This window comes from Pandoraea sp. 64-18, from assembly GCF_001899225.1.
GTDB lineage: Bacteria > Pseudomonadota > Gammaproteobacteria > Burkholderiales > Burkholderiaceae > Pandoraea > Pandoraea cepalis.
This window is the reverse complement of sequence record NZ_MKVU01000012.1, coordinates 325,194-347,426: the sequence shown is the minus strand read 5'-3', so window position 1 is coordinate 347,426 and position 22,233 is coordinate 325,194. Positions and strand designations below refer to the sequence as shown.

Here is a 22,233-nt window from a genome sequence, read left to right as displayed (position 1 = left end):
CCGCAGCGCACGCCGGTGCGGATCCACATTGACTCGCGCAGGACGGTGCTTTCCGCGCTACCGCTTACTGCGGTAGCGCGCGATGAAATTTGAGGACACTTCCTAGAAACTTCGGCAGCGCCCCCGACAGGGGGTCGCTGCCATGGGGATTTCAGTGCATTCGGAATTTTCATAAGGAATCCGAATGGCTGTTCGGAAATATTCTCGGTGTCGATTTCCACCATGCGCGGTTAAGCGCTCGACACCATGACTCAACGTCCTCACTCGTTCATCGGCCCGCGCGCCATTGCGCTCGCCGCCACACTCACCCTCCTGACTTTGTCTGCCAGCGCCAATGCGCAAAGCAACGTCACCCTCTACGGCACGATCGATTCCGGCTTCGTCCACGCCAATCACACGGACGGCCTCAACGGCCCGCAATCGCGATCGATGATCACGAGCAACATCATCTCCGGCAGCCGCTGGGGCTTGCGTGGCACCGAGCCGCTGGGCCGCGGACTGTCGGCGATGTTCCAGATCGAAAGCGGCTTCAATGCGGTCAACGGCGAGATGGGTAACGGCGGCCGGGCGTTCGGACGCAAATCCATCGTCGGCCTGACGAGCACCGAATGGGGCGAAGTGACCATCGGCCGTCAGTACGACCCGGTCGTCAATCTCGTGCAGGGCATGACCGCAGACGGTTACTTCGGTGGGTTCTTTGCCACGCCGGGCGACGTCGACAACTACGACAATGGCGCACGCATCAACAACTCGATCCGCTACGCCACACCGAACTTCGGCGGCTTGCAGTTCGAAGGCATGTACGCATCGGGCAACGTGGCCGGGGAAACCGGGGCCGGCCGGTCGTACGGCGTCGCCGGTGCCTACAACAACGGTCCGCTCGCGCTCGGCGCCGGTTTTTTCTTTGCGGACGGTGGCAACACGCGGGCGGCCTACGGCTATCGCGAGTGGACCAGCAGCGCGGGCTCGCTGTTCAACTCGCCGATCAACAGTGGCTTCCGTACGGCGAGCAAGGTACGCATCGCGCGCGTGGCCGGCAAGTACGCCGTTGGCCCGGCGATCCTTGGGCTGTCGTATTCGAATGCCCAGTACGCGAGCGATGGTCTGTCGGAATTCACCGGCACGGCGACATTCGACACCGTGAACGCCTTCGCCACATATGCCCTGACGCCGGCGATCAACACGGGCATCGGCTATAGCTACACGCGAATGCGCGGTGCGCGCAACCTCGGCGCTCACTACAACCAGTTCAATGCCGGCGTCACCTATGCGCTGTCCAAGCGCACGTCGACCTACGTCATCGGTGGCTATCAACAGGCCATCGGCAAGACGCTGGATAGCGGTCAAACGGTGGAAGCCACCGCGTCGGTCGGTTCGTACGGCTTCAACGCCGGCGCACGAACGCAGTTGCTGGTCGGCATGGGCCTGAAGCACAGCTTCTGACCCCCTTCGTCCTGATCGGGCCGAACACGTGGAAGCCCGCGGGTTCGGCCCGATTTTTCCAATGAATTTAAGCACCTGGAATTCAAACGATCGTTTGGACGATTCCGATTCCTCTGTCTTAAAAAATACACAATTTGCTTGATTGGTATTTACCCTATCCGGGAATCTATTTAGAATTCGCTCCTGTTGAAGTTTGTTGCGGTAGCAACCGACTTGCGACGACTGGCGTCCCCGCTTTCTGAATTTCGCCTTGCGGTCAACGCGGGCCGATCTCTCTCGTGCCGATGTCTCTCGCGCTGCTGCCACTCGGGCCGGTCGTCACTGGACACAGTCATCGCTTACGTCTGTTGTTACGCCGCGCTGTCGTCGCTTAGGGAGAGGGTTTGTGATTTTCGTCATTTGGCTAGGGGTCGCGACGCTCGCCGTCACGGCGACAGTGGCACGTGTCATGCAACTGCAACGCGCTGCGGCACGCACCGCAGCGGCGACCCACGTCTCACGTGTCCTGCGATATCGCCGTAGTCATCGTCGTACCCCTTGCTCGCGCATTCGCTTGAAGGACGCCGCGTAATTTAACGTTGGCCAGCCACCGCTGGGGCCGACGCTGCCGGAACCGAAGCGGTCAGTCGCCGTTCAACGAGTCGCACCGAGTTGTCGTCGTACTTGAAATCGTAGTCCGTAGTCCGCAGTACTCATGCTGTATTCCGGCACCGATGTCCTGGCCGGATAGAGAGTCATCCCTCCCCGCCGTTACGAGGCATCGCTCTCACGCGTTAGCGCCGTACCGCCGCCCACGACTTGGGCGGCCAATTTCGCGCCCACAGCCTCGTATTGCCCACGCATTGCATTAGCCCCCGACGCCCTCCATCGCGCGCCGTCGGATCACGCTCGCTCGCGTTATCGCGTGGGCGCTTCGGCATGCGCTTCACCCGCGCGGCATGCCCAATGTTTTGAACCAGAGAAAATTGGCAGACATGAACACCGCCTCAGAGCGCATTACCGTCACCCTTGAGCTGCATCCGAACGATTTGAAACAGCTCGATATCGCCTGCGAGCGCGTCGGTATGAATCGAGAAGATTTCTGCCGGCTGGCCACTCACCTGGAGGGCGCTCGCGTGCTCAATGGCGAGGGCCTGGCCGCGCTGTCGCGCCCGTTCGGTTTCGCCGCCGCGCTGCCCGCCGTCCTGCGCGGCGCGCTAGCCCGCTTCTGCCTGCGCTGATCGACATCATCGGCCTACGCCACGGCCAGCACCATCCGATGCACTGGCGCCGTTCCATGTCAGCGTGTCGCCCCATCGGCTGACAACGTCTCGTGTGATGGCGCGGCCCCATGAATTGGGAAGCGTCCGATAAGTTTTGCGCTATAGAGGTCGCCGACTCTGTATAGAGGCCCGCCTGTAACGCATGGGGAGGAGAGCGATATAACGTCGCAAGACGCGGGGGGATTGATTACGCTGTGTGACTCGTCAACGGAGTTCCGCCATGCAAACGAATCCACTCGCGCTGTTCGGAGACCATCTGGCCTGCTTGCGCAAGGCGCGCGGCTGGTCGCAGGAGAAACTGGCGCTCGAGAGCGGTCTGGCTCGCTCGTACGTCAGCGGCATCGAGCGCGGTCGACGCAACGTCGCCCTGGTCAATATCTGCGTACTGGCCGATACGCTCGGCGTGCCAACGTCCGAAATGCTGCGCTTTGCGCAGGCGGCCGGTGCCGCTGACACCGCAGCGCTACCCGATCGTACGCCATTGCCGCAGATCAGCCGTTCGCTGTGCCGCCTCGAAAACCGCGATCAGGTCTGGCTCGCCGAGATCATTCGAAGCCTCAGCTCCCGCCTGAGTCAGGCGGCGCCGCCGTCGGCGACCGACGCTTACGCAGACCGATGCGGCCCCTTGTCTGTCGCACACGGCGGTACCTGTGGCGATGCGCGAGATAGGCGCAATCGGCACGAAGCGCGCGACGGCATCGACGATACCGAGGATCTCGACGATTTCGACGACCTCGATGACGCCGCCGCCCCGCCCGCGGCTCTCCCCAACGCCGCTAGACGGACGCCCACCGCCCCAGCGTTCTCCGCAGGCTTTCCTGCCCATCTTCAACTCGCCGCGCCGAGGGAAGCTGGCTACCGCGTTGCCGACGGCACCGGCACCGACGCCGCCCATCCCGTCGCGCGCATCTGTGACCCCGGGCGCACCCCATCCGAACGCCACGACACATCCGTCACGTCGGCCAATGCCGCCAGATCCGACGCCATCGCACGCGATGACTCGCGGCGTTTCCCCACCGGCGATGACGAGTGAGCGAAAGCGAGGCAATTGATTCTTAGGACATTGCGCAAAGTCCCCCCAGCATCGCGGGGACGTTGCGTGAGCGTTCGTCTTGTAAGCGTGACCTGGCCTTCCGTAAAAACGCTCGCTTCGTCGAGCGTCTTACATCCCCGCAATGGACGTATCACTGCGCCGTGCCTATTTCATGCACGCCAAGCCTATCAAGCATGACAGCCGGCCGATGACTGCCGACCATTCGCGCCGCTCGACACAACGTCCGGTTCGCCCCGTCAACATCGAGTGACATCCCAAGACGGAAACTTTCAGAATCGCGTGATGGCTTGCGCCGGCATGTCCGGTGTCACACTGCGCGGCTCCGGTTCACGGGAGTGCGACAAAGCGTATCGAAATGCCTGCAGAGCGGTACGCAAACTGGCGCCACCACTACCGTCTGAAAGCACGCACTCCTTGTGCCTTCTCCGAAAGTCCGCAAAAAATCCGCGTTGCGGACCCGGTAGTTCGTGCCTCGCAAACGGGGGATACCCGAGGCACCGTCCCCAATGCCGGCTTTTTGTTTCAATCTTCTTGTCCCTAACAAGGAAAACATTCTTATGGACACCAATTTATTCAGATTCGGCCGACACCTGGCCGGTTTGCGCAAGAAGTACAACTGGGCGCAAGACAAGCTTGCCCTGGAAAGCGGTCTGGCGCGCTCATACCTGAGCGGTGTCGAGCGAGGCAAGCGCAATATCTCGCTGCGCAACATTTGCATTCTCGCCGACACGTTGGGACTGCCACCGCATGAGTTGCTGGCGTTCGATTCGTCGAACGGCATGCTGGCTGACGCGGGGGTGGCGGTGCCCTGCGATCCGTATCCCTCGCTCAACCGGGCAATGCAGAAATTGTCGGACCGCGATCAGGCGTGGATGGCCGATCTGGTCCGCACGCTGAGCTTGCGTCTGGGCCACGGCGTGTTGCGCGACGAATGAGAACGGGGCGATTGATCGCGGGACGCGACGTCCGCGCAACGCGCGCGTGTCCGGCGCCGGGCGACGCCGGCTCGCGCGCCGGCGTCGCTCCTCGGGTTCAGTCGTTCCCGAGGAAGGCGTCCACCGCGCGGTGAAACGCAATCGGATTGGCCAGATTCATGCCGTGCGATGCGTCCTGGATCACCATGCGACGGGCTTCCGGCATGGCGCACGCGAGCGCGTTCAGCACATCGGGATAGGGTGCGGGACTTTGCGCGCCGCCCATTAGAAGCACCGGCGCATGCAACGCGCCAAGGGCGTCGATCGGCAACGGCGTACGCGGCTCGGCCACCTGACCGATCAGGGTGTGAGCGTTGTCGCGCACCATCTGCTTGAACCACGGCACCATGCGCCGCCACGTATCCGGGCCGCTCACGGTGTCGATAAAGATCGCCAGTCCGCCGTCGATATCCCCGGACTCGATGGCAGCAAGCGCCTGTTCGCGGAAGCTGCCCCGCTCGCGGTCGAGTGGCGTCTGCGCCGGGCCGCCGCTGATTTCCACGCCCGGGTCCGCCAGTATCAGCGAGCGTACGGTGTCGGGCGCGAGCAGTGCCGTGCGCAACGCGACATAGCCGCCGCGCGAATGGCCGAGCATATGGACCGGGCCGACGCCCAACGCCGTGACGAATGCGGCCAGGTCCTCGGCGTGCTGCTCCCCCGAGAACGTACCGTCATGGCCGCCCCAGGCTTCGGGCCAGTAGTGACGCAGACTCACCGAGATGACCCGCCGCCGCTGCCCCAACGGCGCCATGTTCGGCTTGAAGTAACGGCAATCGCAAAGCGAACCGTGAACCAGCAAGAGCGGCGCGCCACTGGCGTCGGCGGGGGCAGGGGTCTCGACGTACGCCATCGGATAACCGTTGACGTCGATCGTTTGCGGTACAGGAACCGGCATGGGAGACACATCAGGTAAGGCGGGGCCGCCAGTATACCGAGCTTGCCGCGGTGCGCCATCGGCATGCCATGGCGCCTTGGAGAGCGGGAACAACGCGCTAGTGTATGCTTGCGACTCCCTTCATTCCTGCGGTTTCCCGGTATGGCACTCAAAGCCACCATATACAAGGCCGAGGTGCAGATCACCAACCTCGACCGCCACTACTACGCCGCCCATAGCCTGACGCTCGCCCGACATCCGTCGGAAACCGACGAACGCATGATGGTGCGCCTGCTGGCCTTCATGCTGTATGCCGATGAACGGCTCGCGTTCGGCAAGGGCCTCTCCAACGCCGACGAGCCCGACCTGTGGGAACACGACTTCGGGGGCGACATCGTCCGCTGGATCGACGTCGGGCAACCCGACGCGCGGCGCCTTGTCAAAGCCGCGGGCCGTGCGACGCATGTCGACGTCGTGGCGTACGGTGGCAAACCCGCCGCCGTCTGGTGGCAGGCGACCGAGTCGCAGATCACCCGCTTGTCGAACCTCACGGTGCGCATGCTCGATGAGGCGTCCGCCGAGGCGCTCACGGCACTCGCCGCGCGCACGATGCGCCTCCAGTGCACGATTCAGGACGGTGAAGTCTGGATCGCCGACGACAGCCACAATTTCGCCGTCAACCTCGTGACGTTGCGCGCGGCCGCCAACGACTGACCGGCTTCGGTCATTCCCCGACGGCGGAGCGGCGCGCTGTGCCGCTGCGCCGCGTCACAACGTCACCGCCCCGCCCTCGCCTTCCTCGCCCACCGCACCCTCCTCGCGGCTCGTCGCCCTCCGCGACTCCGGCCTCGCCGCAGTACGCGCGACACCACAAGCTGCGTTACACTTGACGTTAACGTCAATCGAGTGAACGCGGCTGCGCCGTCGACGCCTGCCGGAAGGACCGGACATGTGTGCCATGCGCCCGCGCCGTTACCGTCAGTGCGGTAGGTGCGTGCCGCCTCCTCGCTGGCCCTATCGCCATGACTCATTCCTATACGCGTCTGCCCCGCAACTCATGGACATCCTGATCTTTTCTCCGGACGGCAAGACCGCCGCCTACGAAGCCGGCCTCGCCGAGCATCTGCCGCAGGCCGGCATTCGCGGCTGGCAGCCTGGCGATGCAGCACCCGCCGACTACCTGGTGCTCTGGAAGCCGAATGCCGAAGTGTTGCAACCGCGCGAGCGCCTGAAAGCGATTTTCAACCTGGGCGCCGGGGTGGACGGTGTGCTCGGCACGCACGGCGAAGACGCGCATCGCCTGCCGGCGGGCGTGCCGCTGGTCCGTCTCGAAGACGCCGGCATGGCCGACCAGATGGCGCAGTACGTGAGCGCCGCCGCATTGCGCTACTTCCGCCGTCTCGACGAATTCGATGCGCAGCAAACCCGAGGTCAGTGGAAGTTCCAGAAGCCGAACCGTCTCGCGGATTTCCCCGTCGCGGTGCTCGGTTACGGCACGCTCGGCGCGCACGTCGCCCAGGCACTGAAGGCGTTCGGCTTTCCGGTACGTGCATGGACCCGCAGCCAGCGCAGCGACGATAGCGGCATCGAATTGCACCACGGCGACGCCGGCTTCGATGCCTGCGTGTCCGGCGCCCGCATACTCGTCAACCTGCTGCCGCTCACGCCGCAAACGGTCGATGTGCTCAACGCCAAGCTGTTTGCGAAGTTGGCGCAAGGAGCGTTCCTGATCAACGTCGCGCGCGGCGCGCACCTGGTGGAAGACGACCTCCTTGCCGCGCTGGACAGCGGCCAGATCGCCGCAGCCACGCTCGACGTGTTTCGCACCGAGCCGTTGCCGGCAGACCATCCGTTCTGGCACGCACCTCGCCTGACGCTCACACCGCACATTTCCGCCCTGACGTTGCGCGACGAAACGGTCGCGCAGATCGCCGGGAAGATCGCCGCGCTCGAACGCGGTGAAGCCATCACCGGCATCGTCGACCCGGCGCGCGGCTACTGAGCCGTCGCCCACGCGCGTCATTGCCCGAACCCCTCCAAGGAGACACCGCATGTCCTTGTCCACGCCTAATCTGCCGAAGCACGTGAAAGTGGTCGAAGTCGGCCCGCGCGACGGTCTGCAAAACGAAAAACAGCCGGTACCGACCGATATCAAGATTGCGCTGATCGACCGACTGTCGGCCGCCGGCTTCGCCAATATCGAAGCCACCTCGTTCGTCTCGCCCAAATGGGTGCCGCAGATGGCCGACGGCGCCGAGGTGATGGCGGGCATTACGCGTCGTCCCGGCACGATCTACTCGGTGCTCACGCCGAACCTGCGCGGCTTCGAGGGCGCGGTGGCGGCCAAGGCCGACGAAGTGGTGATCTTCGGCGCCGCGAGCGAAGCGTTCTCGCAACGCAATATCAACTGCTCCATCGTGGAAAGCATCGCGCGCTTCGAACCCGTCGCGCGCGCGGCGAAGGACGCCGGCCTGCGCCTGCGCGGCAGCATCTCGTGCGCGCTCGGCTGCCCGTACCAAGGGGAAGTGTCCGTCGCGAGCGTGGTCGACGTCGTGCAACGACTCGCGGCGCTCGGCTGCGACGAAATCGACATTGCCGACACCATCGGCGTGGGCACGCCCTCGCGCACCCGCGAAGTCATGGAAGCCTGCGCGAAGGTGTTCCCGATCGAGCGTCTGTCCGGCCACTTCCACGACACCTATGGCCAGGCGACGGCCAACGTCTACGCCGCGCTGCTCTCGGGCATTTCGATTTTCCACTCGTCCGTCGCCGGCCTCGGCGGCTGCCCGTACGCCAAGGGCGCGACGGGGAACGTGGCGACGGAAGACGTGGTGTATCTGCTGCATGGTCTCGGCATCGAGACCGGCATCGATCTGGACGCCGTCGTACGCACGGGCGACTTCATTTCGCGCGCCATCGACCGGCCGAACGCGTCACGCGTCGGCCGCGCCATGCTCGCGAAACTGCAGGACGGCGCGCCCACCTGCGTGTGATACCGCGCGGGCCAATGTGCCCGCGTCGACCCTGTGATTCGAAGACACTGACACGACCATGAGCGAGACACCCCGGACTCCCGAACCCGCCCAACAGGACGCTCTTCCCGAAGGCGCACGTCACGTTGCACGGCTGCTTGCCGGCCTGGGCCACGACCAGCCGATCGTGCTGTTGCCGAGCACCGGCAAGACCTCGGCCGAGGCCGCTGCCGGCCTGGGGTGCGATGTGGCCCAGATCGCCAAGTCGATCCTCTTTCGCCGCGCCGCCGACGACACCCCGGTGCTGGTCATCGCGAGCGGCATCAATCGCGTCGACGAGAAGAAGGTGGCGGCACAGGTCGGCGACCTTGCCCGCGCCGATGCGCGTTTCGTCAAGGAGAAGACAGGCTATTCAATTGGTGGCGTCAGCCCGATCGGGCACGTCGTGTCGCCGCTCACGCTGATCGACGAAGACCTGCTCAAGCTCACCAGTCTGTGGGCCGCCGCCGGGCACCCGCATGCCGTGTTCAACCTCACGCCGATGCAGCTCGTGGCGATGACGGGCGCGCCCGTCGTCGACGTGGCGCTGCGCGACTGAGCGAACGCTTCCCTACGTCACCCCAAGGCCATCATGACCCTGCCCGCGTCCCCTGTGCCATCGCCCTGCACCAACATCTGCCGCATGAATCCAGCGACGGGGTGGTGCTCTGGCTGCTGGCGCACGCTCGACGAAATTGCCGCATGGTCGACGATGGCCGAGGACGACAAGCGCCACATCTGGTCGCTGTTGCCCGCACGACGTGTCGAACACGAACCGCCGCCGGTGCAGTATCGCCGCGTGATCGCCAACGACCCCGGCTCGGGCAACGCATGACGCGCCCCGACGCATAACGCTTTCAATACCGCATATGGGAAAAATCGTTGCCATTGGCGAGACCTTCGCCGCCACCCACCATTTTTCGCCTGACTCGATCCGCGAATTTTCCGCGCTCGCACACGACTTCAATCCACTGCACCACGACGCGGATTACGCGGCCGCGGACCTGCGCTTCGGCGGACTGATCTCGTCGGGCACGCAGCAGATGTCGTATCTGGCCGCCCTGCTCGCCACGCACTATTCGAAAACGGCCCAACCGCTCGGGCTTGAATTCGACATGAAGTTGCGCCGCGCCGTGCACGCGGGCGACGACATCACCGTGCGCTGGACCGTGACCGACAGCCTGTGGAAAGACAAACTCGCGGGCGACATCGTGTCGCTCGACGGCGAGGCCGTCAATCAACGCGGCGAGACAGTGATCGCCGCCACGGCCAAGATCCTCGTGAGCGCCAAGCCGGCGTGACACGCCGCCAGCGCCCTGTGTTCCCTCTTATGCCCCTACGTCCATGACCTCGCATGCCCTGCCCGCCGGGCTTCGCGTGTTCGAGCGCGGCTGGCTCTCCTCGAACAATGTCCTGTTCCTCGGCGACGCGCCAACACTCGTCGACAGCGGCTACGTCACGCATGCCGAGCAGACGCTCGCGCTCGTCGCGCACGCGCTGCCGCATGGCCAGTCGCTCGAACGGCTCGTCAACACGCATCTGCACTCCGATCATTGCGGCGGCAACGCGGCACTTCAAGCGCGCTACGGTTGCCGTACATGGGTCCCCGCCGCCGATGCCGACCCCGTGCGCCACTGGGATGCACGGCGTCTGTCGTTCGAAGCAACGGGCCAGCAGTGCGCGCGCTTCACCTTCGACGACACCCTCTCGCCCGGCGACGCGATGACGCTCGGCGAGCGCGAATGGCTCGTTCTCGGTGCCCCGGGCCACGATCCGCACGCGCTGATGCTCTACAACGCCACCGACGGCATCCTGATTTCCGGCGATGCGCTGTGGGAACGCGGCTTCGGCGTGATCTTTCCGGAGCTCGACGGCGAGTCCGGGTTCGCCGAACAGGCCGCCGTGCTCAATCTCATCGAGCAACTCGATGTGGCGCAGGTCATTCCCGGACACGGCAAACCGTTCGGCGATATCGACGGCGCACTCGCCACCGCGCGCGCACGCCTCGACTATCTGCAAAGCGATCCGGCACGCAATGCGCGCAACGCCCTCAAGGTGCTGATCGTCTTCCGTCTCATGGCCGAGACGGAGATGACGGGCACGGTGCTCAAGGCCACCCTCGACACCGCGCGAGCCTGGCGCAGTGCGGCCGCGATGCTTGCGCCGCCGTCGGCCTGGCCCGACCTGCTCGACCGCCTCGTCGCGGAACTCGCCAAAGCAGGCGCCGTGCGCTACGAGCGTGAGACGGATACGTTGTACGCCGTCTAGGCGCACCGGGCTTTCGAGATCTTTGAAAAAACAACGCCGCTTGCCAGTCACGGCAAGCGGCGTTTGAGGACGTGACGTGCCGGACGAACGTTGCGGTCGCTAACGCGGCGCCCGTCCTGTGGCGTCTTGATGCTGACGCCGCTTGGCACGCGCTTTCATCCTAGTCGCGACGCCCTAGTCCCCCAAGGGGACTTTCCCTGATACGCGCGCGAATTCCCTCCACGGAACCGAAGCTTTCTTCGAGTGCCCGCTCACCGGACGACGAACGATTCCCCCTATAATCGAACGATCGTTCGCGAAATTAACCCGCTGCGAATTGAGCGCCGACGCAATGATGTCGTTCGCCGAACGTCCTGCCCGAGGAGACTTCATGGCCCTTCCCAAGATTCTGCAAAACCTGGCGCTGCCTGTCGTGGCGTCGCCGATGTTCATCGTGAGCTACCCGGAACTGGTGCTCGCACAGTGCAAGGCCGGGATCGTCGGCTCGTTCCCCGCGCTGAACGCGCGTGAGCCGCAAATTCTCGAAGACTGGCTCTCTCGCATCACCGAAGAACTCGCCGCGTATCAGGCGGCGAATCCGGACGCCATCGTGGGCCCACTCGCCGTCAATCAGATCGTGCATCAGTCGAACCAGCGCCTCGAACACGACGTGCGGGTATGCGTGGAGCATCGCGTGCCGATCTTCATCACGAGCTTGCGCGCGCCGCCCAAGGAGGTGCTCGACGCAGTACACAGCTACGGCGGCATCGTACTGCACGACGTGATCAATCTGCGCCATGCGAACAAGGCGCTCGAAGCCGGTGTGGATGGGCTGATCCTCGTCGCCGCTGGGGCGGGCGGGCACGCGGGCATGCTCTCGCCGTTCGCTCTGGTGGGCGAGGTGCGCAAGATCTTCGACGGCCCGATCGTGCTCTCCGGCGCGATTGCCAACGGCGGCTCGGTCCTGGCTGCCCAGGCCATGGGCGCCGATCTCGCCTATATCGGCACGCGGTTCATCGCCTCGTCGGAAGCCAACGCCAGCGACACGTACAAGCAGGCGATCGTCGAGGCGAGTGCCAACGACATCATCTACACGAACCTGTTCACCGGTGTGTCCGGCAACTACATTCGACAGAGCATACTGAATGCCGGCCTCGATCCCGATGACTTGCCCACGGCCGACAAGAGCGCCATGAACTTCTCCAAGGCGAAGGCATGGAAGGACATATGGGGTGCGGGTCAAGGGGTGGGATTGATGGACGATATTCGTCCGACGGCCGAAATCATCGCGCGTCTGAAGCAGGAATACGAGGACACGCGCAAACGACTGGCCTGCTGAGAGCGCAGGCTCGCGCCAAGCGCCAAGCGCCTTATGGTCTCGGCGCGCCGCGGTCCGACGAGCCGGCTGAGCAACGCCTGAAGATCGACGATGCGCAGGCCGTCGACGCGGAATGGCTTGCCGCCGCTCACGGATTTCGCATCGAAGGCGAGCGCGCATATCTTCAGGGATACGAACAATCATTGCCGCCAGAGTCGATTCAGGGCGGACAGCAGCATCAGTGGATGACGGCCAACGGTCGCCAGTACCTCGGCGGTGAATCCGGCGATTACCACGTGACGCCCGGGCAACGCGCCGGCGCGTAACTCGCGCCGGCCTGCCGTCCGCTCGGCCGGCGGTCAATACGTATATACGCCGCGCCCGGTCTTGCGTCCGAGATACCCGGCGGCGACCATTTCCTTGAGCAACGGGCACGGACGGTACTTCGAGTCCGCAAATGATTCGTAGTAGACGTTCATCACGGACAGGCAAACATCGAGACCGATCATGTCGGCGAGCGCCAACGGTCCGATCGGATGATTGCAGCCGAGCTTCATGCCTTCGTCGATCTCTTCGGGCGACGCCAGATGCTCGGCCAGCACGAAGAAGGCCTCGTTGATCATCGGCACCAGGATCCGGTTGACGACGAAGCCCGGCGCGTTCTTCACCGTGATCGGCGACTTGCCGAGTCGGCGCGCGAGGGCATCGACACGCGCATGCGTCTCGTCGGTCGTCTGCAAGCCGCGAATGATCTCCACGAGCGCCATCAGCGGCACCGGGTTGAAGAAGTGCATGCCGATGAATTGGGCCGGCTTGGCGACCACGGCGGCAAGCTGAGTGATCGAGATCGACGACGTGTTGGACGCGAGAATCGCACTGTCCTTCGTCGCGCCCTCGAGCTGTTTGAGGATCTTGACCTTCAGATCGAAGTTCTCTGTGGCCGCCTCGATCACGATGTCGGCGTCGGCCAGCGAGGCATAGTCGGTTGAGGTTGTGATGCGCGCCAGTGCGGCTTGCTTGTCGGCGGCCGTGAGCTTGTCTTTTTTGATCAGGCGATCGAGGCTGCCGGCAATCGTCGCCACGCCTTTCTGTACGGCGGCATCGCTGATATCGACCATCGTCACCGGCAGCCCGGCCACCGCACAGGCCTGTGCAATGCCGTTGCCCATGGTGCCTGCGCCAATGATGCCTACGTGTTGAATCGTCATGTCGTCTCTACTCCGTTTGTGCTCGGGGGATGGCGGGAATACCGTCTTGCGCGGTGCACAAATCATAGCGCGGACCCGTGGATTCGGTGACACATGAAACCGCTCTGCGAAACGACGCTGACGCGGGCGTGTGATCTGCCGGGCGTGTCGGTGTCGGCATCCACATCCGCAAACAATGACATCGCGATCGACCTGACGAACGAAGGGGGCAGACGCGCCCAATCGGCGTCTGCCCCCTTCGATGATTCCTTCGGCACGCGCATAAAGTCCGCGTGCGCGGGGAATGTCAGAACTTCATGCGAACGCCGCCGCCGAAGGTATCGCCACCCGAGAGCGTGCTCACCTTGTCGTTCATGTACGCGGCGTAGACATCCGTGCGCTTCGAGAGTGGGTAGTCATAGCCGAGCGCCCACGTCTTGCGGTTGACGTTGCTCGCGCCAGAACTCTTCGTATAGGCATACGACGCGAGCACGCTGCCGTTGCCCAGCGGCACCGACACGCCGAGCTGGCCACCGTTCTCCGACACACCGCCGCCGGCGATGTTGTTGCGGATGTACTGATACTGACCGAACAACTTCACCACGTGCAGATCGTACGTCGCCCCCAGTTGCACGGCCTGCTGGCTGCGAAAGCCCGTCATGCCGGCGAGGTCGTCCGGTTGCGAATCGAACTTCACCTGCTGGTAAGCGACGGTCGCCGCAAACGGACCGTTGAAGTACAACGCCGACGCGCTCCACTTGTTCTGCCCCGTCTCACCGGCCTTGTTGCCGAACGCATACGAGACGCTGCCCGACAGCCCCTTGAAGTTCGGCGTCGTGTACATCACCGCGTTGTTCCAGCCGGAGTCGCCCACGATGCCCTGACCGGCCACGCCGATGTACGTGTGGAACACCATCGGACTGAAGGTGTACGAATCGACGAACGGGTTGAACAGGATGGTCGAGACGAAGTACGACGTGGTGAGACGGCCGAGAGTGACCGTGCCGGCGGTGTCCGACGACAGACCGACGTATGCGTTGCGCGAGAACATCGAGTCGCCCTGGAAGCGGCCGTATTGACCGTTCTGCGGACGGAAGAAGTCTTCCAACACGAACACGGCCTTCAGGCCGCCACCGAGATCTTCATTGCCCTTCATGCCCCAGTACGACGTCGACATGCCGCCGCCGCCCTGCGTCCAGGCGCGATCGCTTCCCGGGTTCTTGACTGCGCCCATCCAGGCGTCGACCTGACCGTACAGCGTGACGTTCGATTGTGCGAACGCCGGCGCGCTCATGCATGCGCCCAACACGAGTGCCCCGCCAATGCCCTTGGCCATGCTCCGCTTCATTCACTTCTCCTTGGTTTATGTCTTTTGTGTGCCCGTTCCCGGTGTGCACGGGAGCGGCCGGCGCCCGCTGGCGAAGCGCCTCCCTGATAAACGGCCGTGATTCTCGCACAGGCTCGCCATGCGCAGATAGGCCGAAACGTCGAGAAAAAACGCACCACACGAAGTGGCCGGGAAATGGTGGGGAGACAAAATTCAGCCGACCATCCGCGCCAAAGTTAGTCTCGGTATAACGAAATCGATATGTCCCTTACATCAGCAAGTTAGCGATTGCTCACATTCGCCGTAATGTCGGGAAATAATGGAGGCGTGGGACGCGTGATTGGCAGACGTTGCTGGGAATGGGCGAGCGTATCCGATGTTGCACATGTGCAACGCCTGGTTCGTCCGAGGACATCGGAGGGGAGGGGAAAAACGGGAAACGGGGACAGCAACGCCGGCGCGGAACCGCGCGCGGCAACAAGCGTCAGCGACCGCGACGGCCGCCACCGCCACCGCCACCGCCGCGCGACCCGCGTGGCTCGCCTTGCGGCGAGTATTGGCGCTCACGCGGCTCCGCCGGGGCCGCCCAGTTCGGATAGGCCGCCTGACCGCGACCGCGATCGGCGCTGAAGCGGCTGATGTCTTCCCGCAGCGATGCCTTGTTCAAATCCAGCATGTCGCGCCCGCGCCCGCCCCCTGCCCAGGCAGGATAGGCACACACAAGCAGCAACAGGAAACAGTAACGAAGTCGGGCACTCATTTGGGTTCAGCCATCGCACCCGGCCCTAAGGTGGGGCCGGTTGGCACGAGACGCGGACGGCACCGGTGGGTTGCCTGTGCGCCATACGCCTCAAGAATGACTGTACCGGGTCGGTCGAATGAGCGTCGACCGAAAAGATGTTAACGCGTGGCGCGGTCTGCAACCGTTTGTAACGGCAGCATCACGGTGGCGCCAGACGCATCGCCAGCCCCGTTCGGCGGGACTGGGCGCGCGGCCCAGCCGCCGATGGCGAGACGGTGTTCAACCTCGGCAACGGTAACGTACCGCTTACTTCTCGATCTGCTTTTCGACGGACAGCGAGATTTCTCGCAGGCGCTCGCCGCGCGACGTGATCAAGTCCTGTGCCGTGACGGTGAAGTTGACCGGATGCGCATACTTCCGGCTCGCGCTCTGCCATTCGGCGGGCAAACCGGCAGCGTTTGTCGTGGTCGTGCGCAGCGTGGTCACGCCCCGGGTGCAGCGCGAGACCTGCGTGGCGAATCCCTGCGCCTCGCGGCGCAGATCCGCCGGCGTGATCTTCTGGTAATCCCAGACACATTCGTAAGTCGGTGCGAGACCCTTTGCCCGGAATACCTTGCAGTCGCCGCCCGGTACCGAGTAGGTCGCCTGATAGCTTTCGCCGCGGTCGTTCTTGGCCGCAAGCGGGCCGGAGATGTTGTCAAAGCCGGTCTGCGCGCTCTTGGCCAGCATGAGGATACCCTCGCACTGGTCGGCGGCGATCGCCGACTGCGCCGCACAGAGGCAGGCAAGCAGGGTCCATCGTTGTAGAGAATTCATTGCCATCGTTGGAATGTTCGACTGGGGCCCGGCGTCGTATCGCGCGATGACGATGCGGAAAGCCGCATGCCTTGCGATTACGTCGTGAATGGTGACATTAGACCCCAAAGTCGGCGCGGACGAAACCGGGGGCATGAGGGAAATCCTGTGTCAATTCGGGCGCTTGCCTACCGAACGGTTCGCCCTTGGCGCCCCCCTCATCCGAAAAGTCGATTCGCTTACCCGCGCGCGACCTATACTCAAGGGGCAGTCAAACTGCATGGGCGCGGCCGGGAACTGGAAACGGTTCAGTGCATGACGGCAATGCCTTTCGGTGCCAAGTCTACTTGGCCCATACCATGCCGCGCCGGTACACGCGGCTGGCGACGCCCCGATGGGGCATCAACCGGCGGCTCAGTCCGCCGGTTTTCATTGGGTCGTCGCGCGCCACCTATTCCCTGCCGCCGTCCGGCGCGGGATCGTCGGCGCCTCATGCCGACGGATTAGGCGAAAGTGCGGATTTCGCCCGTTGCAGTCGTCTGCAACTATCAAATCACTAGACCAATATTCGCCGGGCACGCAACTTCGGGAAGTCAACGGAGTGTTTGTGGATACCTGTACGTTATCGGCAATACTTGGCTTGCCGCGCGCACGCATGGTCGTGCGTTACGCGGGGTGAACCATGGGACACCCGACCCTTCCCGGCCGTCTTCGCCCCGGCACGCCAGACCCTGACATTGCGCTGGCGCATGACCCGTCGTGCCTGATGGAGTGCGTTCGCGGTCACGGCGGCACGCTGGCCCACGTGCTCGGCGCCCTCGGCACGTTCCGCTCCCGGCACGGTCATTGGCCCCGCCGCCTCTATCTCTATCCCGAGACCCTCGCCGCGCTGGTGCAGGATCTCACGCCACTGGGCTTCTACCGATGTCAGCAACGGCTCGACATCCTGGCGGACCTGGAGCGCGACCTCTTCTGTGCCGACGAAAGTGGCAACGTGTCGATCTACCGCATACAAGCCACGGTGGACCCGGTAGGCATTGACGCGGCCGCCGTCTGGCTGGGCCTGGCGCCACCGATGGCCGGCAACGCGCACGGCCCGGACGACACGCCACGTTCGTTGGCCACACCGAAACCACCCCGCTGACGACGACTTCCAAACCGCGGACAGCTGTCACGGCGCTATCGCATTGCGTGGCTAGTCTGGCCTGCCGCCAAGTACCGGCACCTTCATCTGACTGTTGAACCGCAACCGGACCCCGTCGCCTTGCGCGGGGCGATCTCACCTCCGCACCTTTTTCGTCGGAGAGATGTCATGAACCGAACCGCGATTGTTCTGGATGGTTTGATGCTGCTTTATCTCGCTGCGGCAACGGTCGTCGGCGTGCAATCGAGCGCCGCCGACGGGCATGCACTGCTCGCCAGCGTGCTTGGCGTGCTCCTCGCGCTTTGCGTGCTGGCGCTGATCGCCGCACCGTTCTATGTCTCGCTGGTCGTGCTCGTGGCGCAATCCGAGCGGCATCTGCGGCTGGCGACGTGGCTGCATCGTGCGATGCTGGCGATCATGGTGGCGTTGACACTCGTCTCGCTGCTCGCGCGCGACACCATCGAAGTCTCCGCGCCCCTCTTCGCGCTGGTTGCGCTCGTGTGCATCGTCAATCTCGTGGCGCTCTCGCGACGGCGAAACCATTTCGAGGCCTTCCACCTCTTCGAGCATTGACGCCGCGCCTCGCCGCCCCGGCCCCCTGTCCTGCCACGGCGCGCCGTCTCACGCGACGACCGGCCGTCTCATCGCCTCAATCGCTCCGCTTGAGGCCGCCGCTGAGGGCTTGCGTCGCGTCGGCTTCGAACGCCGCCACGTCACGCACCTTCAGGCGTAACCGCAGCGTGACGGCGTCATCGTAGCCAGCGTCGAGCACCTCGGCGCCATGACGCTCCGCCAACCGGCGCAGCGTCGCTTCGTGGGCAAAGGTGCAGCGGTAGCGCGGCTCGGTCGTCGGCTCGACCGCCGTGAGCGTGGCGAGCTTGAGCGCTTCGCTCACCGCCTGCCCGTAGGCACGGGTCAGGCCGCCCGCGCCCAGTTTGATACCGCCGTAATAGCGCACGACGACCGCCAGCACATTCGTCAGGCTCTTGTGCATGAGCACGTTGTACATGGGCTTGGCCGCCGTGCCGCCCGGCTCGCCATCGTCGTCGAAACCCGACGCGCCCTCGCACAACAACACCCAGCAATAATGCGTGGCGTTGGGATAACGCACGCGCAGCGCGCCGAGTTCGCGCATGGCCGCCTCGCGCGACGTTACCGGCATGACGATGCCAATGAACCGGCTCTTTTTGATGTCCAGCTCGGTCTCGACCGGCGCTGCCAATGCATACATACGGCTATGGTCCCCGGGCGCCTTACAGGCGCACCTCGCCGCGCGCGAGTTCGATGACGTTGCCGCCCACCAGGATCCGACGATCCGCCGTGACTTCGAGCGTCAACCGGCACGGTCGCTCGATGGCGTCGCCCTGCGACACGCGCGCGCGCACCGGCAGCGGATACCCTTGTCCGATCAGCCAGCCGCCAAGGTTGGCGCAAGCGGATCCCGTGCCCGGGTCCTCGCTCACACCGCCGCCCTGCGTCGTGAAGAAGTAGCGGGCCGTGACCTGCAACTCGCCGCCCGTCTCCTCGTCGATGGAAAACACGTAACCCGTTTTACGCTCCAGACTCGAGAGCGGCCAGCGCTCCAGACGCGCGCTGTCGGGTTGCGCCCGCGCGACCGCGTCGGCGTCGCGCAGCGGAATCAGTAGTTGATCGGCCCCGGTGTCGACCCATTGGGGCGACTGTGCGAGATCGTCGCGCCCCAGCCGCACCAGCGCCGCGATGTCGGCGTCGGCCTCGCTCGCAGGCTTGATCTTCGGCTCGCCCGACGACGGGGCCGTGAGCGTCCAGTGATCGCCGCTCGCCTGAACCGGCACCAGGCCGGCGGCAAATTGCAGCGTCACGCGGTCACCCAGGGCGCGCATGGCACGCAGCACGTGCGCCGTCCCCAGCGTGGGATGCCCGGCAAAACGCATCTCGTAACCGGGCGTGAAAATTCGCACGTGCGCATCGGCCGTCTCGGAGGGCAGAATGAACGTCGTCTCGGACAGATTGAACTGTCGCGCCAACGCGCCCATCTCGTCGTCGCTCAGCCCGCGCGCGTCTTCGAAAACGCACAGCGGATTGCCTCCGAAGGTCGTCTCGGCGAAAACGTTGACGATACGAAATGCATAGGTGCGGCTCATGACGAATCTCCAGTGGGGGCGGGTCGGACGACTGCACGGCCCTCAAGCCATGCGCGCACAAGTGTCCGATAACAGCCTGCCGTGCCTGCTCGCGCATTGGCCGGCCAGCTTTGGGAAAGAAGGTCCGTAGTCTCGCACATCGCGCACCGGCACGCGCGCCAACGCCCGCGCTTTCGGTCGTTTGAACCCCACGCATTAAGAATCGTCCACCTCGCGCCCGGAAGATCGGCGATTGTCATCGGCCTCAATTGTCACCTATAACGCGACAATTATTCCACAATCAAGCGGATTGTGGTTTCTCGCCAGGACTCTAAAATGACATTCATCGAGGCCAACCCAGCCTCTCAATGAAACGACGAAGACACAGGAGCCCATCATGCTGGACATCAGAAAAGCTGCAGACCGAGGCGTTGCCAACCATGGCTGGCTCAACTCGCGCCACACGTTCTCGTTCGCGAATTTTTACGATCCCAAGCAAGTCGGCTTTTCCGACCTGCTGGTGATCAACGACGACCGCGTGGCGCCGGCGCAAGGCTTCGGCAAGCATCCGCACCGTGACATGGAGATCTTTTCGTACGTGCTCGAGGGCGCGCTCGAACACAAGGACACCATGGGCACGGGGTCGGTGATCGAGCCGGGCGACGTGCAGTTGATGAGCGCGGGACGCGGCGTGGCACACAGCGAGTTCAACCACTCGCCCACCTCGCCGGTGCACTTCCTGCAGATCTGGATCGTGCCGAATCAGGCAGGCATTGCGCCCGAGTATCAGCAACAGCGCTTCACGCCGGAAGAAAAGCGCGGCCGACTGCGCCTGATCATCTCGCCGGATGGCAGCGACAACTCGCTGCACATCCATCAGGATGCGCGTGTGTACGCCGGTCTGTTCGACGGCGACGAGTCAGCCACGCTCACGCTTGCGCCGAACCGCTACGCCTATGTGCATGTTGCACGCGGTGGCGTGAGCTTGAACGGCGTGGCGCTGGCGGAAGGCGATGGAGTGCGCGTGCGCAACGAAACCGCCCTCACGCTCTCGCACGGCAACGACGCGGAAGTGCTCGTGTTCGACCTGCGCCCGGTGGAAACGCCTGACTTCTAACGCGCGGCAGCGCAGACGCACCGTACGGCGGCTTTCTCGCCTTGCGGTGCGTCACGCGTTCAAGATGGGCAACGATGCCCGCAACGTTTGATCAGGATCAGCCCCCTTCTTCGGCGTGCCACTATTGTGAAGAGATTGCAGATCCGATCTTGGGGAACGCGCCGTGTCGATTCTCGCCAGTACCGCCAGTCAGGACACGACCACTCGCCCAACAACGGCGCAGATGTGTGGACGAGTGTGCGCGGTGCGTGGCGCGGTCGTTGACGTTGCGTTCGAGACGAGCGACCTCCCCGCGGTCGATAGTGCGCTATGGATCACCCTGCGAGGCGGCTCGCCGATCCTCGCGGAAGTCCAGTCACACACCGGCGAGCGCACGATACGCGCGCTTGCGTTGCACGCGAGCGCAGGTCTCGCGCGTGGCGCGGCGGTGCGGGCCACCGGAAAGCCCATCGACGTGCCCGTAGGAGACGCCGTGCTGGGCAGGTTGCTCGACGTCGCCGGCACGACGCGCGACGGCGGTGAGCCTTTGTCCGAAGCCATCGAGCGCCGACCCATCCATCGCGCGCCGCCGCCCCTGTCATCACAGCGCGGCACGACGCGCCTGTTCGAGACGGGAATCAAGATCGTCGATTTGCTGGCCCCGCTCGCGCATGGCGGCAAGGCGGCCATGTTCGGGGGCGCCGGCGTCGGCAAGACCGTGCTCGTGATGGAACTGATTCACGTGATGGCCGCGCAGTATGGCGGAATGTCCGTGTTCGCCGGCGTCGGAGAGCGCTCGCGCGAAGGGCACGAAATGCTGGCGGACATGCGCGGCTCCGGCGTGTTGCCGCGCGCGGTCCTCGTCTATGGGCAGATGAACGAGCCCCCCGGTGCCCGCTGGCGTGTGCCGCTCACCGCGGTCACGATCGCCGAGTATTTTCGTGACGATCGCGGCCAGAACGTACTGCTGCTGATGGACAACATCTTTCGCTTCGTGCAGGCGGGCGCCGAGGTCTCGGGGCTGCTCGGACGCATGCCTTCGAGAGTCGGCTATCAGCCGACCCTCGCGAGCGAAGTTGCGGCCTTACAGGAGCGGATTGTGTCGGTGGGCAATGCGGCAGTCACGGCGATTGAAGCGGTCTACGTCCCCGCCGACGACTTCACCGACCCTGCCGTGACGACGCTCGCATCGCACGTCGACAGCATGATCGTCTTGTCGCGCTCGCTCGCCGCCGAGGGCATGTACCCCGCGATCGATCCGATCGCGTCGTCGTCGATCCTGCTCGATCCGCTCGTCGTGGGTGAGACGCACGCGGCGGTCGCCAACGAGGTTCGGCGTGTGATCGAACATCAGCGCGAACTGCAGGACGTCGTGGCGTTGCTCGGCATCGAGGAACTCGGCATCGACGATCGTCGTGCCGTGCAACGCGCGCGCCGATTGCAACGATTTCTTACGCAGCCGTTCACGGTCACCGAAGCCTTCTCGGGCCAGCCCGGCCGATCGGTCGCGCTCGCGGACACGATCGCCGGCAGCAAGGCGATTCTGGCGGGCGAGTGTGACGACTGGCAGGAGAGTTCCTTATATATGGTCGGAACGCTGGACGAGGCACGCGCGAAGGAAGCGCGCAGCAAAACGGCGACGGCCGGCGCTACGTGA

General features: G+C 64.4%; 24 protein-coding genes. 17 read left to right on the top strand and 7 right to left on the bottom strand.

The annotated features are described in order from the left end of the window. Positions 1-246: 246 nt before the first annotated feature. From BGP02_RS10115 to BGP02_RS10100, 4 genes are all read left to right on the top strand, one after another. Positions 247-1,443, top strand: coding sequence for a porin (locus BGP02_RS10115; protein WP_017233231.1), 1,197 nt, complete (start codon positions 247-249; stop codon positions 1,441-1,443). A 974-nt stretch (positions 1,444-2,417) separates the two neighbouring features. After that, entirely contained in the window at positions 2,418-2,663 is a 246-nt protein-coding gene (locus BGP02_RS10110) for a hypothetical protein (RefSeq protein WP_017233232.1), read from the top strand. 262 nt (positions 2,664-2,925) lie between these two features. Further along, entirely contained in the window at positions 2,926-3,738 is an 813-nt protein-coding gene (locus BGP02_RS10105) for a helix-turn-helix domain-containing protein (protein ID WP_286798429.1), read from the top strand. A gap of 578 nt (positions 3,739-4,316) precedes the next feature. Then, on the top strand, positions 4,317-4,694 hold the full coding sequence (locus tag BGP02_RS10100; protein ID WP_017233235.1) for a helix-turn-helix domain-containing protein: 378 nt from the start codon (positions 4,317-4,319) through the stop codon (positions 4,692-4,694). A 97-nt stretch (positions 4,695-4,791) separates the two neighbouring features. Here BGP02_RS10100 and BGP02_RS10095 read toward each other — a convergent pair whose 3' ends face one another. Further along, positions 4,792-5,628: an alpha/beta fold hydrolase gene (locus tag BGP02_RS10095; RefSeq protein ID WP_017233236.1), complete on the bottom strand. Its 837-nt coding sequence runs from the start codon at positions 5,626-5,628 to the stop codon at positions 4,792-4,794. Between the two features lie 141 nt (positions 5,629-5,769). Here BGP02_RS10095 and BGP02_RS10090 point away from each other — a divergent pair, with 141 nt between their 5' ends. From BGP02_RS10090 to BGP02_RS10050, 9 genes are all read left to right on the top strand, one after another. After that, complete coding sequence (locus tag BGP02_RS10090) at positions 5,770-6,321, top strand: YaeQ family protein (RefSeq protein ID WP_017233237.1); 552 nt, start codon at positions 5,770-5,772, stop codon at positions 6,319-6,321. 343 nt (positions 6,322-6,664) lie between these two features. Next, positions 6,665-7,609, top strand: coding sequence for a 2-hydroxyacid dehydrogenase (locus BGP02_RS10085; protein WP_017233238.1), 945 nt, complete (start codon positions 6,665-6,667; stop codon positions 7,607-7,609). Positions 7,610-7,658: 49 nt separating this feature from the next. Further along, a complete protein-coding gene (locus BGP02_RS10080) occupies positions 7,659-8,600 on the top strand; it encodes a hydroxymethylglutaryl-CoA lyase (protein ID WP_017233239.1) in 942 nt (313 codons plus the stop codon). A 58-nt stretch (positions 8,601-8,658) separates the two neighbouring features. Next, positions 8,659-9,177, top strand: a complete 519-nt coding sequence (locus tag BGP02_RS10075) for a YbaK/EbsC family protein (protein ID WP_261939342.1) — start codon at positions 8,659-8,661, stop codon at positions 9,175-9,177. A gap of 33 nt (positions 9,178-9,210) precedes the next feature. Beyond that, positions 9,211-9,453: a DUF1289 domain-containing protein gene (locus BGP02_RS10070; protein ID WP_083902257.1), complete on the top strand. Its 243-nt coding sequence runs from the start codon at positions 9,211-9,213 to the stop codon at positions 9,451-9,453. A gap of 34 nt (positions 9,454-9,487) precedes the next feature. Continuing rightward, entirely contained in the window at positions 9,488-9,919 is a 432-nt protein-coding gene (locus BGP02_RS10065) for a MaoC family dehydratase (RefSeq protein ID WP_017233243.1), read from the top strand. Between the two features lie 43 nt (positions 9,920-9,962). Beyond that, entirely contained in the window at positions 9,963-10,886 is a 924-nt protein-coding gene (locus BGP02_RS10060) for an MBL fold metallo-hydrolase (protein WP_017233244.1), read from the top strand. Positions 10,887-11,256: 370 nt separating this feature from the next. After that, a complete protein-coding gene (locus tag BGP02_RS10055; protein WP_017233245.1) occupies positions 11,257-12,204 on the top strand; it encodes an NAD(P)H-dependent flavin oxidoreductase in 948 nt (315 codons plus the stop codon). A gap of 182 nt (positions 12,205-12,386) precedes the next feature. Then, positions 12,387-12,509 (top strand): hypothetical protein, encoded by a 123-nt coding sequence (locus BGP02_RS10050; RefSeq protein ID WP_261939344.1) that lies wholly within the window; start codon positions 12,387-12,389, stop codon positions 12,507-12,509. Between the two features lie 33 nt (positions 12,510-12,542). On the opposite strand, the gene BGP02_RS10045 is transcribed toward BGP02_RS10050, so the two are convergent. The 4 genes from BGP02_RS10045 to BGP02_RS10030 all read right to left on the bottom strand — a co-directional run bounded on the left by BGP02_RS10045 (position 12,543) and on the right by BGP02_RS10030 (position 16,255). Further along, the gene (locus BGP02_RS10045; protein WP_261939345.1) at positions 12,543-13,391 is read right to left on the bottom strand and encodes a 3-hydroxybutyryl-CoA dehydrogenase; all 849 of its coding nucleotides are present in this window, start codon (positions 13,389-13,391) and stop codon (positions 12,543-12,545) included. Between the two features lie 286 nt (positions 13,392-13,677). Continuing rightward, entirely contained in the window at positions 13,678-14,718 is a 1,041-nt protein-coding gene (locus BGP02_RS10040) for a porin (protein WP_017233247.1), read from the bottom strand. 463 nt (positions 14,719-15,181) lie between these two features. Beyond that, positions 15,182-15,457, bottom strand: coding sequence for a hypothetical protein (locus BGP02_RS10035; RefSeq protein ID WP_017233248.1), 276 nt, complete (start codon positions 15,455-15,457; stop codon positions 15,182-15,184). A 288-nt stretch (positions 15,458-15,745) separates the two neighbouring features. Next, complete coding sequence (locus tag BGP02_RS10030) at positions 15,746-16,255, bottom strand: hypothetical protein (RefSeq protein WP_150562185.1); 510 nt, start codon at positions 16,253-16,255, stop codon at positions 15,746-15,748. Positions 16,256-16,916: 661 nt separating this feature from the next. On the opposite strand from BGP02_RS10030, the gene BGP02_RS10025 reads away from it, so the two are divergent. Together BGP02_RS10025 and BGP02_RS10020 are read left to right on the top strand one after the other, a co-directional pair. Next, entirely contained in the window at positions 16,917-17,378 is a 462-nt protein-coding gene (locus tag BGP02_RS10025) for a hypothetical protein (RefSeq protein ID WP_150562184.1), read from the top strand. Positions 17,379-17,546: 168 nt separating this feature from the next. Further along, positions 17,547-17,951: a hypothetical protein gene (locus BGP02_RS10020; protein WP_017233251.1), complete on the top strand. Its 405-nt coding sequence runs from the start codon at positions 17,547-17,549 to the stop codon at positions 17,949-17,951. Positions 17,952-18,027: 76 nt separating this feature from the next. Here the strand turns inward: BGP02_RS10020 and BGP02_RS10015 are convergent, their stop codons facing one another. Beyond that, entirely contained in the window at positions 18,028-18,609 is a 582-nt protein-coding gene (locus tag BGP02_RS10015; RefSeq protein ID WP_286798428.1) for an IMPACT family protein, read from the bottom strand. A gap of 22 nt (positions 18,610-18,631) precedes the next feature. Beyond that, complete coding sequence (locus BGP02_RS10010) at positions 18,632-19,501, bottom strand: PhzF family phenazine biosynthesis protein (protein ID WP_017233253.1); 870 nt, start codon at positions 19,499-19,501, stop codon at positions 18,632-18,634. 376 nt (positions 19,502-19,877) lie between these two features. Here BGP02_RS10010 and BGP02_RS10005 point away from each other — a divergent pair, with 376 nt between their 5' ends. Both BGP02_RS10005 and atpD read left to right on the top strand, forming a co-directional pair. Continuing rightward, positions 19,878-20,597 (top strand): pirin family protein, encoded by a 720-nt coding sequence (locus BGP02_RS10005; protein ID WP_017233254.1) that lies wholly within the window; start codon positions 19,878-19,880, stop codon positions 20,595-20,597. Between the two features lie 223 nt (positions 20,598-20,820). Next, positions 20,821-22,233: a F0F1 ATP synthase subunit beta gene (atpD, locus tag BGP02_RS10000; protein WP_083902258.1), complete on the top strand. Its 1,413-nt coding sequence runs from the start codon at positions 20,821-20,823 to the stop codon at positions 22,231-22,233.